General features: G+C 71.5%; 14 protein-coding genes. 11 read left to right on the forward strand and 3 right to left on the reverse strand.

Annotation, left to right across the window (positions count from 1 at the left end; genetic code table 11):
- Positions 1-3: 3 nt before the first annotated feature.
- Positions 4-3,513, reverse strand: a complete 3,510-nt coding sequence (gene metH / locus ACVHNB_RS27880; protein WP_428955804.1) for a methionine synthase — start codon at positions 3,511-3,513, stop codon at positions 4-6.
- Positions 3,514-3,855: 342 nt separating this feature from the next.
- Between metH and ACVHNB_RS27885 the strand changes: the two genes are divergently transcribed.
- The 7 genes from ACVHNB_RS27885 (at position 3,856) to ACVHNB_RS27915 (ending at position 12,228) form a co-directional block, all read left to right on the forward strand.
- Positions 3,856-4,629 (forward strand): IclR family transcriptional regulator, encoded by a 774-nt coding sequence (locus ACVHNB_RS27885; protein WP_428955803.1) that lies wholly within the window; start codon positions 3,856-3,858, stop codon positions 4,627-4,629.
- A 351-nt stretch (positions 4,630-4,980) separates the two neighbouring features.
- Positions 4,981-5,772: an MIP/aquaporin family protein gene (locus ACVHNB_RS27890; protein ID WP_428955802.1), complete on the forward strand. Its 792-nt coding sequence runs from the start codon at positions 4,981-4,983 to the stop codon at positions 5,770-5,772.
- A gap of 56 nt (positions 5,773-5,828) precedes the next feature.
- Positions 5,829-7,367, forward strand: a complete 1,539-nt coding sequence (gene glpK / locus ACVHNB_RS27895) for a glycerol kinase GlpK (RefSeq protein ID WP_428955801.1) — start codon at positions 5,829-5,831, stop codon at positions 7,365-7,367.
- Positions 7,368-7,376: 9 nt separating this feature from the next.
- The gene (locus tag ACVHNB_RS27900; RefSeq protein WP_428955800.1) at positions 7,377-8,993 is read left to right on the forward strand and encodes a glycerol-3-phosphate dehydrogenase/oxidase; all 1,617 of its coding nucleotides are present in this window, start codon (positions 7,377-7,379) and stop codon (positions 8,991-8,993) included.
- 118 nt (positions 8,994-9,111) lie between these two features.
- Positions 9,112-10,224 carry an LLM class flavin-dependent oxidoreductase gene (locus ACVHNB_RS27905; RefSeq protein WP_428955799.1) on the forward strand — a complete coding sequence of 371 codons (1,113 nt, stop codon included), beginning with the start codon at positions 9,112-9,114 and terminating at the stop codon, positions 10,222-10,224.
- Entirely contained in the window at positions 10,221-11,144 is a 924-nt protein-coding gene (locus ACVHNB_RS27910; protein ID WP_428955798.1) for an LLM class flavin-dependent oxidoreductase, read from the forward strand. The genes ACVHNB_RS27905 and ACVHNB_RS27910 overlap by 4 nt, the downstream gene beginning before the upstream one ends.
- A gap of 25 nt (positions 11,145-11,169) precedes the next feature.
- Positions 11,170-12,228, forward strand: coding sequence for an LLM class flavin-dependent oxidoreductase (locus tag ACVHNB_RS27915; protein WP_428955797.1), 1,059 nt, complete (start codon positions 11,170-11,172; stop codon positions 12,226-12,228).
- 10 nt (positions 12,229-12,238) lie between these two features.
- Here ACVHNB_RS27915 and ACVHNB_RS27920 read toward each other — a convergent pair whose 3' ends face one another.
- Positions 12,239-12,763: a MarR family winged helix-turn-helix transcriptional regulator gene (locus ACVHNB_RS27920; protein WP_428955796.1), complete on the reverse strand. Its 525-nt coding sequence runs from the start codon at positions 12,761-12,763 to the stop codon at positions 12,239-12,241.
- Between the two features lie 189 nt (positions 12,764-12,952).
- A complete protein-coding gene (locus ACVHNB_RS27925) occupies positions 12,953-14,317 on the reverse strand; it encodes an MFS transporter (RefSeq protein WP_428955795.1) in 1,365 nt (454 codons plus the stop codon).
- Between the two features lie 281 nt (positions 14,318-14,598).
- Between ACVHNB_RS27925 and ACVHNB_RS27930 the strand changes: the two genes are divergently transcribed.
- The 4 genes from ACVHNB_RS27930 to ACVHNB_RS27945 are packed head-to-tail and all read left to right on the forward strand — an operon-like array spanning position 14,599 to position 18,581.
- Entirely contained in the window at positions 14,599-16,083 is a 1,485-nt protein-coding gene (locus ACVHNB_RS27930; protein WP_428955794.1) for an aldehyde dehydrogenase, read from the forward strand.
- A gap of 31 nt (positions 16,084-16,114) precedes the next feature.
- Entirely contained in the window at positions 16,115-17,020 is a 906-nt protein-coding gene (locus tag ACVHNB_RS27935) for a VOC family protein (RefSeq protein ID WP_456226163.1), read from the forward strand.
- Entirely contained in the window at positions 17,017-17,814 is a 798-nt protein-coding gene (locus tag ACVHNB_RS27940) for an aspartate dehydrogenase domain-containing protein (RefSeq protein ID WP_456226164.1), read from the forward strand. The genes ACVHNB_RS27935 and ACVHNB_RS27940 overlap by 4 nt, the downstream gene beginning before the upstream one ends.
- On the forward strand, positions 17,811-18,581 hold the full coding sequence (locus tag ACVHNB_RS27945) for an alpha/beta fold hydrolase (RefSeq protein ID WP_456226165.1): 771 nt from the start codon (positions 17,811-17,813) through the stop codon (positions 18,579-18,581). Before ACVHNB_RS27940 ends, ACVHNB_RS27945 begins: the two co-directional genes overlap by 4 nt.
- Positions 18,582-18,586 lie beyond the last annotated feature (5 nt).

Genomic DNA, 18,586 nt, shown 5'->3' on the forward strand with positions numbered 1-18,586 from the left:
GGATTACCGCGCGTTGAAGTACTTCGCCTCGGGGTGGTGGATGACGATCGCGTCGGTGGACTGCTCGGGGTGGAGCTGGAACTCCTCGCTGAGCTGGACGCCGATCCGCTCGGGCTCGAGCAGCTCGGCGATCTTGGCGCGGTCCTCCAGGTTCGGGCAGGCGCCGTAGCCGAGCGAGAAGCGGGCGCCCCGGTACTTCAGGGCGAACATGTCCTCCATCTCGGCGGGGTCCTCGCCGGCGAAGCCCAGCTCGGAGCGGACCCGGGCGTGCCAGTACTCGGCGAGTGCCTCGGCCAACTGGACGGACAGGCCGTGCAGTTCGAGGTAGTCGCGGTAGGAGTCGGAGGCGAACAGCTCGGCGGTGGCCTCACCGATCTTCGAGCCGACGGTGACGACCTGGAGGCCGACGACGTCGGTCTCGCCGGACTCCTCCGGGCGGAAGAAGTCGGCCAGGCACAGCCGGCGGCCGCGGCGCTGGCGCGGGAAGCTGAACCGGGTCCGCTCGTTCCCGGCGTCGTCCAGGATGATCAGGTCGTCGCCCTTGGACACGCAGGGGAAGTAGCCGTAGACCACGGCCGCTTCGAGCATGTTCTTGGTGTGCAGCTCGTCGAGCCAGCCGCGCAGCCGCGGCCGGCCCTCGGTCTCCACCAGCTCCTCGTACGTGGGCCCGTCCCCGGTGCGCGCCTGCTTCAGGCCCCACTGGCCCTTGAAGAGGGCGCCCTCGTCGAGCCAGGACGCGTACTCCTTGAGCTGGATGCCCTTGATGACGCGGGTGCCGCGGAACGGCGGTTCGGGGACCGGGTTGTCGGTGGCGACGTCGGAGCGCGCGGGCCCCTCGTCGGGCCGCTCCTCGACCTGTACGGCGCCGGCCTTGACCCGGCGCTGCTTCAGTTCGGGCAGGGTGGCGCCGGGCACGCCGCGCTTGACCGCGATGAGCGCGTCCATCAGGCGCAGGCCCTCGAACGCGTCGCGGGCGTAGCGGACTTCGCCCTCGTAGATCTCGTGCAGGTCCTGCTCGACGTAGGCGCGGGTGAGCGCGGCGCCGCCCAGGATCACCGGGAAGTCGGCGGCCAGCTTGCGCTGGTTGAGCTCCTCCAGGTTCTCCTTCATGATCACGGTCGACTTGACCAGGAGCCCGGACATGCCGATCACGTCGGCCTTGTGCTCCTCGGCGGCTTCCAGGATCGCCGAGACGGGCTGCTTGATGCCCAGATTGACCACGTTGTAGCCGTTGTTGGACAGGATGATGTCGACGAGGTTCTTGCCGATGTCGTGGACGTCGCCGCGCACGGTGGCCAGCACGATGGTGCCCTTGCCCTCCGTGTCCGACTTCTCCATGTGCGGTTCCAGGTAGGCCACCGCGTTCTTCATCACCTCGGCCGACTGCAGCACGAACGGCAGCTGCATCTGGCCGGAGCCGAACAGCTCGCCGACCACCTTCATGCCGTCCAGCAGGATGTCGTTGACGATCTCCAGCGCCGGGCGGGACTCCAGGGCGGCGTCGAGGTCGGCCTCCAGGCCGTTCTTCTCGCCGTCGATGATGCGTCGCTTGAGGCGCTCCTCCAGCGGCAGCGCCGCCAGTTCCTCGGCCTTGCCGGCCTTCAGCGACTTCGCGGTGGCGCCCTCGAACAGCGCCATCAGCTTCTGCAGCGGGTCGTAGCCCTCGGACCGGCGGTCGTAGATCAGGTCGAGGGCCGTCTTGACCTGTTCCTCGTCGAACCGCGCGATGGGGAGGATCTTCGAGGCGTGCACGATCGCCGAGTCCAGGCCGGCCTTCACGCACTCGTCCAGGAACACGGAGTTGAGGACGATGCGGGCGGCCGGGTTCAGGCCGAAGGAGATGTTCGACAGGCCCAGCGTGGTCTGCACGGCGGGGTGGCGCTTCTTCAGCTCGCGGATCGCCTCGATGGTGGCGATGCCGTCGCCCCGGGACTCCTCCTGCCCGGTACAGATCGTGAAGGTCAGGCAGTCGATCAGGATGTCCGACTCGTGGATGCCCCAGTTCCCGGTCAGGTCCTCGATGAGGCGCTCGGCGATGGCCACCTTGTGCTCGACCGTGCGGGCCTGGCCCTCCTCGTCGATGGTCAGCGCGATCAGCGCGGCGCCGTGCTCCTGCGCGAGCCGGGTGACCTTCGCGAAGCGGGACTCCGGGCCGTCGCCGTCCTCGTAGTTGACCGAGTTGATGACCGCGCGGCCGCCGAGCTTCTCCAGCCCGGCCTGGATCACCGGCACCTCGGTCGAGTCCAGCACGATCGGCAGGGTGGAGGCGGTGGCGAAGCGGCCGGCCAGTTCCTCCATGTCGGCGACGCCGTCGCGGCCCACGTAGTCGACGCAGAGGTCGAGCATGTGCGCGCCCTCGCGGATCTGGTCGCGGGCCATCTCCACGCAGTCGTCCCAGCGGCCTTCCAGCATGGCCTCGCGGAACTTCTTCGACCCGTTGGCGTTCGTCCGCTCGCCGATCGCCATGTAGGCGGTGTCCTGGCGGAACGGCACGGTCTGGTAGAGGGAGGCGGCGCCCGGCTCGGGGCGCGGCTCGCGCTGAGTGGGGCGCAGGTCGCGGACCCGCTCGACGACCTGGCGCAGGTGCTCGGGCGTGGTGCCGCAGCAGCCGCCGACCAGGGACAGGCCGTACTCGCGGACGAAGGTCTCCTGCGCGTCGGCCAGCTCGGGCGCGGTCAGCGGGTAGTGCGCCCCGTCCTTGGTGAGGACCGGCAGGCCCGCGTTGGGCATGGCCGAGATCGGGATGCGGGAGTGGCGGGAGAGGTAGCGCAGGTGCTCGCTCATCTCGGCCGGGCCCGTCGCGCAGTTCAGGCCGATCATGTCGATGCCGAGCGGCTCCAGCGCGGTCAGCGCCGCGCCGATCTCCGAGCCCAGCAGCATCGTGCCGGTCGTCTCGACGGTGACCGAGCAGATCAGCGGCAGCGTGGTGCCGGTGGCGTCCAGGGCGCGGCGGGCGCCGAGGAGGGCGGCCTTCGTCTGGAGGAGGTCCTGGGTCGTCTCGACCAGCAGCGCGTCCGCGCCACCGGCGATCAGGCCCTCGGCGTTCTGCTGGTAGGCGTCCCGCAGCGTCGTGTAGGGGGCGTGGCCCAGGGTGGGCAGCTTGGTGCCGGGGCCCATCGAGCCGAGGACCCAGCGCTGCTGTCCGGTCGACGCGGTGAACTCGTCGGCGACCTCGCGGGCCACGCGGGCGCCGGACTCGGAGAGCTCGAAGACGCGGTCGGCGATGTCGTACTCGCCGAGGGCCGCGTGGTTGGCGCCGAACGTGTTGGTCTCGACGCAGTCGACGCCCACGGCGTAGTACGCCTCGTGGACGGAGCGCACGATGTCGGGGCGGGTGAGGTTCAGGATCTCGTTGCAGCCCTCGAGCTGCTGGAAGTCGTCGAGGGTGGGATCCTGCGCCTGCAGCATGGTGCCCATCGCGCCGTCGGCCACCACGACTCGGGTGGCGAGGGCTTCGCGGAGGGCGTCCACGCGGGCGCGGGCATCGGCGGCGGGCGTTGGCAACGAGGCCATGAAAGTGCTCCCTGAGGTGCGACGGCTGTCGGCTTTGCGGCTCCACTGCTGGAGGCGCACCCGGCCAGGGTAGCCGGGACCAAGGTCTCGTCGTGGAGGCGTCCACGGGGCGGAACGCCGGACGGCCGCGCCGCGCCACACTGTCCGGTGGCGGTCCCCGACGGGAAACGGGTCGAAATATAGGCTCACGCCGCATTAGCAGGAGGTCGGCAACGACCGATACTGTTCAGCATTGTCGAACGTTGCTCGGTGGCCCCGGTCATCGACGAGTCATCGATCGACGAGATCGACGAGATTGGCGACCCCCGTCGTCGAGAGGAACCGAGGGAGGAAGGGACTGCGATGGCACGCAACATCCAGTCGCTCGAACGGGCCGCGGCGATGCTCCGGCTCCTCGCGGGCGGTGAGCGGCGGCTCGGCCTCTCGGACATCGCCTCCGCCGTCGGTCTCGCCAAGGGCACGGCCCACGGCATCCTGCGCACGCTGCAGGCCGAGGGCTTCGTCGAGCAGGACGCGGCCTCGGGGCGGTACCAGCTGGGCGCCGAGCTGCTGCGCCTGGGCAACAGCTATCTGGACGTGCACGAGCTGCGGGCACGGGCCCTGGTCTGGACGGACGACCTGGCCCGCTCCAGCGGGGAGGCCGTCTATCTGGGGGTGCTGCACCAGCAGGGCGTGCTGATCGTGCACCACGTCTTCCGGCCGGACGACAGCCGGCAGGTCCTGGAGGTCGGGGCGATGCAGCCGCTGCACTCGACGGCTCTGGGCAAGGTCCTGACCGCGTACGACCCGGTGGCCCACAGCGAGGTCATCGAGGCCGAGCGCAAGGAGTTCACGCCGCGCACGGTGTCCGATCTCGCGGGCTTCGAGGCGGTGCTCGACCTGACCCGGGCGCGCGGGTACGCCGACGACGTGGAGGAGACCTGGCAGGGCGTCGCCTCCGTCGCGGCCCCGATCCACGACCGGCACCGGATGCCGGTGGGTGCGGTCGGCATCACCGGCGCCGTGGAGCGCGTCTGCGGGGCCGACGACAAGGGCGCGCTGCGGCCCGAGCTCATCGCGGCCGTGCGGGACTGCGCCCGCGCCGTCTCCCGGGACCTGGGGGCCAGCCGGTTCTGACGCCGCGCCCCTCACGCCCCCGACCCAGGCCCCGTCTCCGGACGGGGCTTTCGCCGTTCCAAGGTGCAGGGTGCACCTTTCCGCGCGACCATCGATGGACACCCTGGCCGCACGGTCACCGATAGGCACGATCGATCAATAACGATCGTGCTTTGAATAACAGAACCCTTGACGATCCAGTAACCCCGGAGCAAGACTCGCGTCCATCGGTCGGCATTGTCGAACACCTACCGGCAATACGCGTTAGAGTGTGACAAGGCCAGGCCGAAACCGCCCTCACTGGAGGGCGCGGACCACCGGAGAGGGACCCGGGGTTCGGTTTCCCCTGGACGAAGGACAAAGGAGTCGCGGGTGTCCAGCTCCGACATCTTCATCGGCGAGACCATCGGTACCGCCGTGCTCATCCTGCTGGGCGGTGGCGTCTGCGCCGCCGTCACTTTCAAGCGCTCGAAGGCGTACGACGCCGGCTGGGTCGCCATCGCCTTCGGTTGGGGCTTCGCGGTCCTGACCGGCGCCTACCTCGCGGGCGGCGTCTCCGGCGCGCACCTGAACCCCGCGGTCACCATCGGCCTCGCCATCGAGGGCGGCACCAAGTGGAGCGATGTCCCGCTCTACCTGGGCTCGCAGCTCCTCGGCGCGATGATCGGCGCCGTGCTGGTCTGGGCGACGTACTACGGGCAGTTCCGTGCGCACCTGACGGACCCGGAGATCATCGCCGCGCAGCCGGCCGACGAGGGCCTGGTCGACCAGAAGTCCGCGCCCAAGGCGGGCCCCGTGCTCGGCATCTTCTCGACGGGCCCGGAGATCCGGAACGTCGTGCAGAACCTGATCACGGAGATCATCGCGACGGTCGTGCTGGTCATCGCCATCCTCACGCAGGGCCTGAACGACGGCGGCAACGGCCTGGGCACCCTCGGCGCCCTGATCACCGCGCTGGTCGTCGTCGGCATCGGTCTCTCGCTCGGCGGCCCCACGGGCTACGCGATCAACCCGGTCCGTGACCTCGGCCCGCGCATCGTGCACGCGCTGCTGCCGCTGCCCAACAAGGGCGGCTCCGACTGGTCGTACGCCTGGATCCCCGTCGTGGGTCCGCTGATCGGCGGCGCCATAGCCGGTGGCCTCTACAACATCGCGTTCAAGTAGGCCGCCCGACACCGCGAGCACCCCGCCCGAGCACCGAGAACTTTCAGGAGCAACCCGTGACCGACGCACACACCGCAGGCCCCTTCATCGCGGCGATCGACCAGGGCACCACGTCCAGCCGCTGCATCGTCTTCGACAAGGACGGCCGGATCGTCTCCGTCGACCAGAAGGAGCACGAGCAGATCTTCCCGAAGCCGGGCTGGGTCGAGCACGACGCGAACGAGATCTGGGCCAACGTCCAGGAGGTCGTCGCCGGAGCCATCACCAAGGCCGGCATCACCCGCGACGACATCAAGGCCATCGGCATCACGAACCAGCGCGAGACCACTCTCCTCTGGGACAAGAACACCGGCGAGCCCGTCCACAACGCGATCGTCTGGCAGGACACCCGCACCGACGCCCTGTGCAAGGAGCTCGGGCGCAACGTCGGGCAGGACCGCTTCCGCCGCGAGACCGGTCTGCCGCTCGCGTCGTACTTCGCCGGGCCCAAGGCCCGCTGGCTGCTCGACAACGTCGAGGGGCTGCGCGAGCGCGCCGAGGCGGGCGACATCCTCTTCGGCACCATGGACAGCTGGGTCATCTGGAACCTGACCGGCGGGGTCAACGGCGGCAAGCACGTCACCGACGTCACCAACGCCTCCCGCACGATGCTGATGAACCTGCACGAGATGCGCTGGGACGAGCGCATCTGCTCCTCCATCGGCGTCCCGATGGAGATGCTGCCGGAGATCCGGTCCTCCGCCGAGGTCTACGGCGAGGTCACCGGCGGCACGCTCGGCGACGTCCTGGGCGGCGTCCCGGTCGCCTCGGCGCTCGGCGACCAGCAGGCGGCCCTGTTCGGCCAGACCTGTTTCGCCGAGGGCGAGGCCAAGTCCACGTACGGCACCGGCACCTTCATGCTGATCAACACCGGTGACAAGGCCATCAACTCCTACTCGGGCCTGCTGACCACGGTCGGCTACCAGATCGGCGACGCCAAGCCGGTCTACGCCCTGGAGGGTTCCATCGCCGTCACCGGTTCGCTGGTGCAGTGGATGCGCGACCAGATGGGCCTGATCAAGTCCGCCGCCGAGATCGAGACGCTCGCGTCGTCGGTCGAGGACAACGGCGGCGCGTACTTCGTGCCGGCCTTCTCCGGCCTGTTCGCCCCGTACTGGCGCCCCGACGCCCGCGGTGTGATCACCGGCCTGACCCGGTACGTCACCAAGGCGCACATCGCGCGCGCCGTCCTGGAGGCCACGGCCTGGCAGACCCGTGAGATCAGCGACGCCATGACGAAGGACTCCGGCGTCGAGCTCACGGCCCTCAAGGTCGACGGCGGCATGACCTCCAACAACCTGCTGATGCAGACCCTCTCCGACGTTCTGGACGCCCCTGTGGTGCGCCCGATGGTCGCCGAGACGACCTGCCTCGGCGCCGCTTACGCCGCCGGTCTCGCCGTCGGCTTCTGGTCCAGCACCGACGATCTGCGCGCCAACTGGCGCCGGGCCGCCGAGTGGACGCCCCGCATGGACGCGGACACCCGCGACCGTGAGTACAAGAACTGGCTCAAGGCCGTCCAGCGGTCCATGGGCTGGCTCGAAGACGAGGAGTAAGACCCCACCATGAGTACCCAGTCCACCCTGCAGACCGTGCCTGCCCTCGGAACGCACCCGGCCGCCGGCTCCAACCCGAGCCGCGCCGAGACCCGCGAGCAGCTTTCCAAGGCGACGTACGACCTCCTGGTGATCGGCGGCGGCATCCTGGGCATCTCCACTGCCTGGCACGCGGCGCAGTCCGGTCTCAGGGTGGCCCTGGTCGACGCCGGCGACTTCGCCGGCGCCACGTCCTCCGCCTCTTCGAAGCTGCTCCACGGCGGCCTGCGCTACCTGCAGACCGGCGCGGTGAAGCTGGTCGCGGAGAACCACTTCGAGCGGCGTGCGGTGTCCCGGAACGTGGCCCCGCACCTCGCGAACCCGCTCACTTTCTACCTGCCCGTCTACAAGGGCGGCCCGCACGGCGCGGCCAAGCTGGGCGCGGGTGTCTTCGCGTACAGCGCGCTGTCGGCGTTCGGTGACGGCGTCGGGCACCTGCTCTCCCCTGCCAAGGCGCAGCAGGACGTGCCCGAGCTGCGCACGGAGAACCTCAAGGCCGTGGCCGTGTACGGCGACGACCAGATGAACGACGCGCGGATGGCGCTGATGACGGTGCGCGCCGCTGTCGACGCCGGTGCCGTCGTCCTCAACCACGCCGAGGTCACCGGCCTGCGCTTCACCAAGGGCCGGGTCACGGGCGCGGAGCTCAAGGACCGCACCAGCGGTGACGAGTTCGGCGTGAGCGCGCGGCTCGTGCTCAACGCGACGGGCCCGTGGGTCGACCACCTGCGCACCATGGAGGACCCGAACGCGGCGCCCTCCATCCGCCTCTCCAAGGGCGCGCACCTGGTCATGAAGCGCACGTCCCCGTGGAAGGCCGCGCTCGCGACACCGATCGACAAGTACCGCATCACGTTCGCCCTGCCCTGGGAGGACATGCTGCTGCTCGGGACGACCGACGAGGAGTACGAGGGCGACCCGGCGGACGTCTCGGTCACCGAGAAGGACATCGCGCAGATCCTCGACGAGGCCGCCTTCTCCGTGCGCGACCAGCAGCTCGACCGGGACCTGATGACCTACGCGTTCGCCGGTCTGCGCGTGCTGCCGGGCGGCCCCGGCGACACGTCGAAGGCCAAGCGCGAGACCGTCGTCACCGAGGGCAGGGGCGGCATGCTGTCCGTCGCCGGCGGCAAGTGGACGACGTTCCGGCACATCGGCCGCACCGTCATGAAGAAGCTGGAGTCGCTGCCCGGTCACCCGCTCGGCGACGACTTCGAGCCGATCAACGAGCTGCCGAAGCGGATGCCGCTCCCGGGTGTCGCCAACCCGCGGGCCGTCGCGCACCGCCTCCTGGTGGACAACCCGGCGCCCGGCCCGCGGATGGCCGCGGACACCGCCAAGCACCTGGCGACGCACTACGGTTCGCTGGCCTTCGACATCGCGCGCCTGGCCAACGAGGACCCGGAGCTCGGGCAGCGGGTGCACCCGGACGCGCCGGAGATCTGGGCGCAGGTCGTGTACGCGCGCGACCACGAGTGGGCCGAGACGGCGGACGACGTGCTGCGCCGCCGCACGACGCTGACGATCCGCGGCCTCGCCACGGACGACGTGCGCGGCAAGGTCCAGGACGTGCTCGACAAGAAGTAGGCACGTACGCAAGGACGTGAGGGGCGGCTCCCACGGGGGGGGCCGCCGCTTTCGCATGCCCGGCGCACTGCCATGCCGCGTACATACATCCGCAATGTCCGGGAGCAAGAGTGGGGGTATGCCTCCGGTTCCGCTCTCCGTGCTCGATCTCGTGCCCCTGACCTCCGGCTCCGACGCGGCCACCGCGCTGCGGGAGACCGTCCGACTGGCGCGCGCCGCCGAGGAGTTCGGCTACCGGCGCTACTGGCTGGCCGAGCACCATCTCAATCCAGGGGTCGCCGGTTCCGCGCCGGCCCTGGTGATCCAGGCGGTCGCGCAGGCGACGTCGCGGATCCGGGTGGGGTCGGGCGCTGTGCTGCTCGGGCACCGCACCCCGCTGTCGGTGGTGGAGGAGTTCGGGATCCTGGACGCCTTCTTCCCCGGGCGGATCGATCTCGGGCTCGGGCGGTCGGGCCGGCCGCGGGTCGGCGCGCCGCCCGGGGCCGCGGTTCCGGAGCCGGGTGAGGGCACCTTCACGGACGAGGGGCTCTACATCCCGCCCCGGTTCACCGGGTTCGCGAGGCTGCTCGGATCGCCGCGGTTCCAGCGGCAGTTGGAGCTGTTGCAGCAGCCGGGCGCGCAGACCCCGCCGTACGCGGACCAGCTCGCGGAGCTGCTCGACCTGCTCGCCGGCACGTCGCCGGGAGCGCGGGCGGTACCGGGCGAGGGCGCCGACGTCGAGGTGTGGGTGCTGGGCAGCAGCGGCGGCGAGAGCGCGGAGCTCGCCGGGGCGCGGGGACTGCCGTTCGCGGCGAACTACCACGTCAGCCCGGGGACGGTCCGCGAGGCGGTGGAGGCGTACCGTGCCGCGTTCAAGCCGTCGGACGTGCTCACCGAACCGTACGTCGTGGTGTCGGCGGACGTGGTCGTGGGCGAGGACGACGCGGCCGCGCGGGAGCTGGCCACCGGGTACGCGCCCTGGGTGCGGTCGATCCGCAGCGGCGAGGGGGCGATCCCCTTTCCGACACCCGAGGAAGCCCGGCGGCATCAATGGACCGATGCGGACCGGGAGTTGGTGGCCGACCGGGTGGACACCCAGTTCGTGGGCTCCGCGCGGACGGTGGCGGAGCGCCTCGCGGTCCTGCAACGGGCCACCGGTGCCGACGAGTTGCTGGTGACGACGATCACGCACGACCACGGCGACCGGGTCCGGTCGTACGAGCTGCTGGCACGGGAGTGGGGACTGATATGACAGACACGACGAGCCCGTTCGTCCTCGGCATCGCCCTCAGCGCGGACGCCGGGTACGCGCCCGACGACTTCGTCCGCCTCGTCCGCCGGGCCGAGGCGGCCCGCGTCGCCTTCGTGACCGTCGAGGACGGACCCGGCCGGCTCGACTCGGCGCTGCTGCTGACGCTCGCCGCGCGCGAGACGACCCGGATCGGGCTCGTGCCGCTCGGCCCGGTGCTCGGGCAGCCCGCCGGGTACGCGGCGCGGTTCGCGACCCTCGATCTGATCAGCGGCGGGCGCGCCGGGGTGCGGCCGAGGATCGCGGCGGACGACGTGGAGCACGACCGGATCGTGCGGCTCATCGGCACTCCGGAGGGCGACGCGCTGGTCGGCGAACTCTTCGACAAGGCAGCCGGGTTCATCGGCCGGGTCACCGAGGAGTGGGACAAGGACGCGACGGCGCCGCAGGGCCGGCCGCCGCTGATCTCGCTCGCGCACGACACCGTGCCGTACCGGTTCGCGGCGCGCCGCGCGGACGCCGTGCTGATCACCCCGTTCGACGTGGCGGGGCTGCGCCGGATCCGCGCCGAGGTGGACGCGCTCGCCGCCGAGGAGGGCCGGACGCTGAAGGTGCTCGCCGAGCTGAACGTGCTGCTGGCGCCCACGGAGTCCCAAGCGGCGGAACGACGTGCCGCGCTCGGGGAGTTCGACTCCGACGCCGCCCTGTTCACCGGCACCCCGGAGGGCCTCGCCGACCATCTGGAGGAGTGGTACCGCGAGGGCGGCGCCGACGGCTTCCGGATCCGGCCGGTCGCCGTGCCGCAGGACGTGTACGCGCTCGTGGACCGCGCCGTGCCGGAACTGGTCCGGCGCGGACTGCTCCCGGCGGCGTACGAGAGCGGCACCCTGCGCGGCCATCTGGGCCTCACGACCGCCGGCTGAGCCGTCCACCGAACGAGAGGGCACCATGAAGTTCCAGGTCCTGTCCATCATCGGCCACGCACCCCACCCACTGACCGGTGAACTCCCCACTTCCGCCGACCGGTTGACGCAGGTCGTCGAGGTGGGCACAGCGGCCGAGCGGCTCGGCTACGACGCGTACGCGGTCGGCGAGCGGCACGCGGGCCCCTTCCTGTCGTCGTCTCCGACCGTGGTGCTCGGCGCCCTTGCGGCGCGTACGACGCGGATCAGACTGCTGACGGGCGTCACGGTCGTCGCGATCCTCGACCCGGTACGGGTCGCCGAGGACTACGCGACGCTCGACCAGCTCTCGCACGGGCGGATCGAGCTCGTGATCGGCAAGGGCGCGGAGGCGGGCCACTTCGATCTGTTCGGGCTCGACGAGGCGCGGCAGTGGGATCTGCAGAAGGAGAAGTACGAGCTGCTGCGCCGGCTGTGGACGGAGGAGGGCGTCGACTGGGAGGGCGAGTTCCGGCCCGCGCTGAAGGGGGTGACGACGGTGCCGCGCCCGTACGCGGGGCTCCCCCGTGTCTGGCACGGCTCGGCGACCTCCCGCAACTCCCCCGAGCTGGCCGCCAAGCACGGGGATCCGCTGTTCACGGCGAACGCCGTCCAGCCGCGGGCGGCGTACGCGGAGCTCATCGACCACTACCGGGAGCGGTTCGCGGCGTACGGCCACGATCCGGCGCGGGCGCATGTGGCGGCGGGCTCGGGCGGGCTGCTGATCGCGGACACCGCCGAGCAGGCCGTGGAGCGGTACAAGGAGCTGTACGAGGCGAAGGTCGCGCAGTCCTTCCGGCCGCACCTGGCCGGGAAGGCCGGCTACAACACGCCGTTCCGCACGATCGAGGACGCGATCGCGGACGGGCCGCAGCTCATCGGTTCGCCGGAGCAGATCATCGACAAGATCCTCGGGTACCACGAGGTGTACCGGCACGATCTGCAGTCGATCACCGTGGACGGGTTCGGGCAGGGCACGAGCGAGCAGATCGAGACGCTGCAGCGGTTCGCCGAGGAGATCGCGCCCGTGGTGCGCGAGGAGGCGCCGAGTTCGCTGTGGGAATGAGCGCCGCCGCTCAGCCCGCCTCGCCGGAGTCGACGATGGATCGCTCCAACTTGCCGAGCAGACGGGCGAGTTGGCGGCGCTCCGAGGGGGAGAGTCCGGCGAGCATCCGGCGCTCGTTGTCCAGGTGGTCGGCGAACACCTCGTCGACCTTGGCGAGCCCCTCGTCGGTCAGCCGGGAGTAGACGACGCGCCGGTCGTCGGCGTCGCGCTCGCGGGCGATCAGGCCGTCCTTCTCCAGCCGGTCCATGCGCAGCGTGACACCCGCCGAGGAGACGAGCCCCGAGGCGGCGAGCTGTCCGGCGGTCAGCCGGTACGGCTCGCCGGAGCGGCGCAGCGCCGTCAGCACGTCGAAGCCGGCGACGGACAGTCCGTGCCGCTCGATCGACGCGTTCAGCTTGGTGTTGTAGCGCAGGAACGAGCGGTGCAGGCGTGCCAGCACCTCCAGCGGGCTCGTGTCCAGCTCGGGCCGCTCCCGCGCCCAGTCCGCCACGACCTGGGTCACGGCGTCCTGCCCCGGCGCCTTCCGCTCGGTCATCCCCGCCCCCTCGCACGATTCACGGTGGGGACGTGAGGTCGTACGCCCCTGAAAATTCTACCCCTGAAGCGATCACGGTCGGCGCCGTACGTCAGCGGGCCCGGCGGCCGAGGAGCCGGGCCGGCACCACCGCGCGGCGCCGGCCCCTCCGCACCGGGACCGGCGCCGCGGCTTCACGACGGGTCGGCGTTACGCGTTGAGCTCCTCCAGGGTCCGTCCCTTCGTCTCCACGGCGAACAGCGCGATCAGCGCGCCCACGCCCGCCACGCACGCCAGCTGGACGAAGACCAGGCTCAGGCTGCCGCCGGCGCCGAGGATCGCGCCGACCGTGACCGGGCCGAGGATGACGCCGAGCCGGTTCCACAGACCGCCGAAGGCCGCGCCCCTGGCCCGGTTGGCCGTCGGGTAGAGCTCGGGCGAGTACAGGTAGAGGCCCGCGTTGATCGCGTAGACGAAGAAGGTCGTGCAGGAGGCGAAGACGGCGACCTGGATGCCCGAGGTGACCCCCGCGAGAGCCAGGGTGCCGAGGGCCAGCGCGGTCCCGCCGAGCGCGGCGACCAGGGCGGGGCGCCGGCCGATCCGGTCGATGACGAGCGCCACGGCGAACGTGCCGAACAGCCCGGTGACGTTGCTGAGCAGCGTGTAGACCAGGGCAGTCGTCAGGTCGAGGCCGAAGTTCTTGGTGTAGAGCGACGGCAGCCAGGTCGAGATGCCGTGGTTGACGTAGTACGCCACGAACCACAGGCCGGAGAGGACGGCGGTGCGGCGCAGATAGCGCCCGGTGAACAGGTCGCGCAGCCGTCCGCGCGCGACTTCCTCCCCGGGCTCGGCCGTGGGCGCCGGCAGCGGCTCGCCGACCGCCCGCTCGACCTCCTCCTCGATCCGGGCGATGACCCGCTCGGCCTCCTCGACCCGCCCCTGCGAGAGCAGCCAGCGCGGCGACTCCGCGACGTGCCGGGGCAGCAGCACCGCGACCAGGACGGGCAGGGCGCCGATCACGAACATCGCCCGCCAGCCGAGGTTCGGCACGACCCACACGGCGACGAGGCTGGCGGCCGCGAGTCCCGCCGGGAAGATCATCTCGTAGAGCAGGACGAACCGGCCGCGCTTGTCGGAGCGGGCGATCTCGTTGATGTACGTGGCCGCGACGGGCACCACGCCGCCGATGCCGAGGCCCTGCACGAACCGGAACAGCGAGAACAGCTCGATCCCGTTCGAGAGCGCGACGGCGAGGCTGGCCAGGCCGGTGATCGCGACGCCGAGCGCCACGGTGCGCACCCGGCCGATCCGGTCGCCGAGCCAGCCCGCGGCGAGGGCCCCGAGCAGCATGCCGATGGAGCCGGCGGTGACGGCGAAGGTCGCCTGCCCCGTACTGAGGTGCCAGTCCTTCATCAGCACGGGCAGCGCGGAGGCGGCGAGGAGCTGGTCGAAGGCCTCGAAGAACGTCACGGCACCGATCAGGAACCGGACCTTGACATGCCATCGGGAGTGCGGCAGCCGTTCGAGCCTGGCTGCGATCGAGCCGAGGCCCTGTTTGCCGGCCACAGTCGTCATGGAGGGGTCCTTCCGCGAACACGCGAACAGAGGAGTTCCGGAGACAGTAGAAGTGGATACCTAAGTGGTCAATGGTTAGGGACTTAGACACATCGAAGGTGATGCCACCGTCACCTCCATGTAACTCGCGCTGGACATCGGCGAGTACGCGCCCGTGAACGCCTCTCGAACAGGGTCTTGCGCGGAAACATTTAAGCCCTTAGATTTCTAGCACTTCAGCGATTCCGCCTTGCTCCCGCTGTCCGTCACCGCATCGTCCCGCACCATCTGGAGGTCCTGCCGTGCCTCACCACTCCACCGACATCCTCATCGCGGGCCAGTGGCGGCGCGGCGGCGGCGAGCCCGTCGACACCGTCGATCCGGCGACCGGCCGGGTCCTCGCCACCGTGCACACCGCGTCCGCCGAGGAGGTCGACGAGGCGGCACGGGCGGCGGCCGCGGCCGCGGCCGACCCGGCCTGGCGCGACCTCCTCCCCCACGAGCGGGCCCGACTGCTGCACCGTGTCGCGGAGTTGACGGAGCAGGCCGCCGACGAGCTGGCCGCCACCCAGACCGCCGACACCGGCAAGACCCTCGCCGAGACGAAGGCGCTCGCTCTCAGCGCGGCAGGCACCTTCCGCTACATGGCGGCGGCGCTGGAGACCGCCGAGGACGCACTGACCCCTTCGCGCGGCGCGTACGTGACGATGAGCGTGCACGAGCCCATCGGCGTCGTCGGCGCGATCAATCCGTGGAACTCGCCGGTGGCCAGCGACGCGCAGAAGATCGCCCCGGCCCTCGCCGCGGGCAACGCGGTGCTGCTCAAGCCCGCCGCCTGGACCCCGCTCGTCTCGCTCGCGCTGGGCCGGATCGTCACCCGCGCCCTGACCGGACTCGGCCTGCCCACAGCTCTGTTGTCGGTGCTTCCGGGCAGCGGCCGGGTGGTCGGCGACGCGGTCGTACGGCATCCGCTGGTCGGCCGCATCGGCTTCACCGGCGGCACGGAGACCGGCCGGTCCATCGCGGCGATCGCCGCGCAGAAGCTGATCCCGGCCTCGCTGGAGCTGGGCGGCAAGTCACCGACGATCGTGCGCGCCGACGCCGACATCGAACAGGCCCTGGCGGGCGTGCTGTTCGGGATCTTCTCGTCCAGCGGGCAATCCTGCATCGCCGGTTCGCGGCTGTTCGTGGCCCGGGAGATCCACGACTCCTTCGTCGGTGAACTCGTCGCGCGGGTGCGCACGTTGCGGGTCGGTCCCGGCACCGACCCCGACACCCAGGTCGGCCCGCTGGTCCACCACAAGCACCGCGACGCCGTCGCCGCCTACGTGGACCTCGCCCGGTCCGAAGGCGCCGAGGTGCTGTGCGGCGGCGGCGCGCCCCAAGGCCCCGAGTACCGCGACGGGGCGTACTACCTGCCGACCGTGCTCGCCGGCCTCGACAACTCCTCGCGCACCTGCCAGGAGGAGATCTTCGGCCCGGTCCTGGTCGTGCTGCCCTACGACGACGAGGACGACCTGGTCGAGCGGGCCAACGACTCCGTGTACGGCCTGGCCTGCGGGATCTGGACCCGGGACCACCGGGCCGCCTGGCGCCTGGCCCGGCGGATCGACGCGGGCACCGTGTGGATCAACACGTACAAGCAGTTCAGCGCCTCCACCCCGTTCAGCGGGATGAAGGACAGCGGTCTCGGCACGGAGAAGGGCCGCGACGCCATCCGTGCCTACCAGCGCCAGAAGTCCCTGTACTGGGGCACCTCCGACGCGCCGCTGCCCTGGGCCAACTGACCACCCCCTCACCGGAGTTCCGGAGTTCCCCATGTCCCACCCCCCGATAGCCCGGCTGCGCGCCCTGCGCTCCGTCGAGCTGCTCACCCCCTCCTTCGCCGAGGCCACCGACTTCTACGAGGACGCCTGGGGCCTGGAGGTCGTCGAGTCCGAGCACAGCGCGAGCTGGCTGCGCGGCACCGGCGACGAGCACCACGCCCTGCAGCTGACCCGCTCCGAGCGCACCGGCCTCGGCCGCCTCGTGTTCGCCGTCGCCACCCCGGCCGAGATCGACGAGGCGGCGCGCAGGCTGGAGGCGCGCGGCATCCTCCCGGTCGCCGGACCCGGCCCGCTCGACCAGGTCGGCGGCGGCTACGGCCTCCGGTTCCACGACCACGAGGGCCGCCTCGTCGAGCTGTCCGCCGAGACCTGGGCGGTCCGGCCGCGCGGCCGTGAGGCCGCGGTCCCGGTCGGCGTCACGCACACCGTCCTCAACACCCCCGACATCGACGCCGCCGTCGCCTTCTACTGCGACGTGCTGGGGCTGCGCGTCTCCGACTGGTCCGAGCACCAGATGGCGTTCCTGCGCTGCAACGCCGACCACCACTGCATCGCGTTCAACCAGGCCGCGTGGGTGTCCCTCAACCACGTGGCGTACGAGATGAGTTCGGTCGACCACTTCATGCGCGGGCTCGGCCGGCTGCGGCACCACGGGATCGTCCCGCAGTGGGGCCCGGGGCGGCACGGCCCCGGCAACAACACCTTCTCCTACTTCACCGACCCGACCGGGCTCGTGTGCGAGTACACGTCCGAGGTCGCGCAGGTCGTCGAGGACCGGTGGATCGCCAAGGTGTGGCGGCGCGTGCCGGAGCTCTCCGATCTGTGGGGCACGGCGGGCCCGCCGTCGAAGGAGATCCGCTGTCACATGGCCGGTTCGCCGGAAGGAGCACTGCAGTGAGCAGCACCCTCAAGGTCGGGCTCGTCGGCTGGGGCGCCATCGGGCGCGTCGTCGGCACCGCCCTCGCCCGGCAGGACGTCCCCGGCGCCGAATTGACCTGCCTGGTCGACAACCGGCCGCTCGGCGAGACGGCTCCGGCCCCGCAGGTCTCCTTCGAGGACGCCATCGCCCGCTGCGACCTGATCGTGGAGGCGGCGGGCCAGGGTGTCGTACGGGAGTGGGGCGAGCGCGTCCTGACCTCCGGCACCGACCTGCTCGTGGCCTCGACCGGGGCCCTCACCGACGACGAGCTGGCCAAGCGCCTGCTCGCCGCCGGGCCCGGCCGGGTCTTCTTCACGGGCGGCGCGGTCGGCGGCCTCGACCTGCTCCAGGCCGTCCGCTCCTTCGGCCCGCTGGACGAGGTCCGCCTCACCACGACGAAGCTGCCCTCCACCCTCGAACAGCCGTGGATGGACGAGGAGTTGCTGGCCCGGCTGCGTGCAGCGACCGGGCCCGTCGAGGTCATGGCCGGGACCGCGCGCGACGTCCCGGTGAAGTTCCCGAAGTCGACGAACGTCGCGGCCTCGGTCGCCCTCGCCGTCGGCGACCTGGACGCTGTGCGGGTCCGGGTCGTCGCGGACCCGGCGGCCGAGCGGACCCGGCACGTGATCGAGGCGTCCGGGCCGCACGGCGCGTACCGCTTCGAGGTGGCGCACGTACCCGACCCGGCCAACCCGGCGACCAGCCGCGTCGTGCCGTACGCGGTGCTGCGCTCGCTGGCGGCGCTGGCCGGGCGGTCGGGGCAGATCCTGTGAGCGCCGTCCATGTGGAGGAGGCCGGCGCGGCCGGTCCGCTGCTGCTGTGCCTGCACGGCATCGGATCGTCGTCGGCCGCGTTCGCGCCGCAGCTCGACGCCCTCTCCGAGCACTGCCGCGTCATCGCGTGGGACGCGCCGGGATACGCCAAGTCCGCCGATCCGGACGGCCCGTTGGACCTGGACGGGTTCGCGGACGCGGCGGCCGGCGTGATCCGCGCCCACGGTTCGTCGGCGCATGTGCTCGGGGTCTCCTGGGGCGGCGTGATCGCGGTGCGGCTCGCCACCCGGCACCCGGACCTCGTGGACTCGCTGATCCTCGCCGACTCCAGCGCCGGCTCCGGCACGGACGAGGCGAGGGCCGCCGGGATGCGGGCACGCGCCGCCGAGCTGGCCACGCTCGGGGCGCGGGCCTTCGCCAAGCGGCGCGGGCCCCGGCTGGTGTCGGACCGCGCGCCCGCCGAGCTCGTCGAGCGGGCCGTGGACACCATGGCCGGCGCCGTGCGGCTGCCCGGCTACGGCTACGCCGCCGAGGCCATGGCCGCCGCCGACCTGCGGCCCGAACTGTCCCGCGTCACCGCCCCCGCGCTGGTCGTGTGCGGCGACCGCGACACGGTCACCGGCGTCGAGGCCTCCCAGGTCCTCGCCGGGGGCCTGCACAAGACCGCCTACGTGATCGTCAAGGACGCCGGTCACCTGGCCAACCAGGAACAGCCCGAGCGCTTCAACGCCTGGGTCCTGTCCCACCTGCACATCGTCACCCGTTAACGAAG

The organism is Streptomyces sp. YJ-C3 (assembly GCF_053891275.1).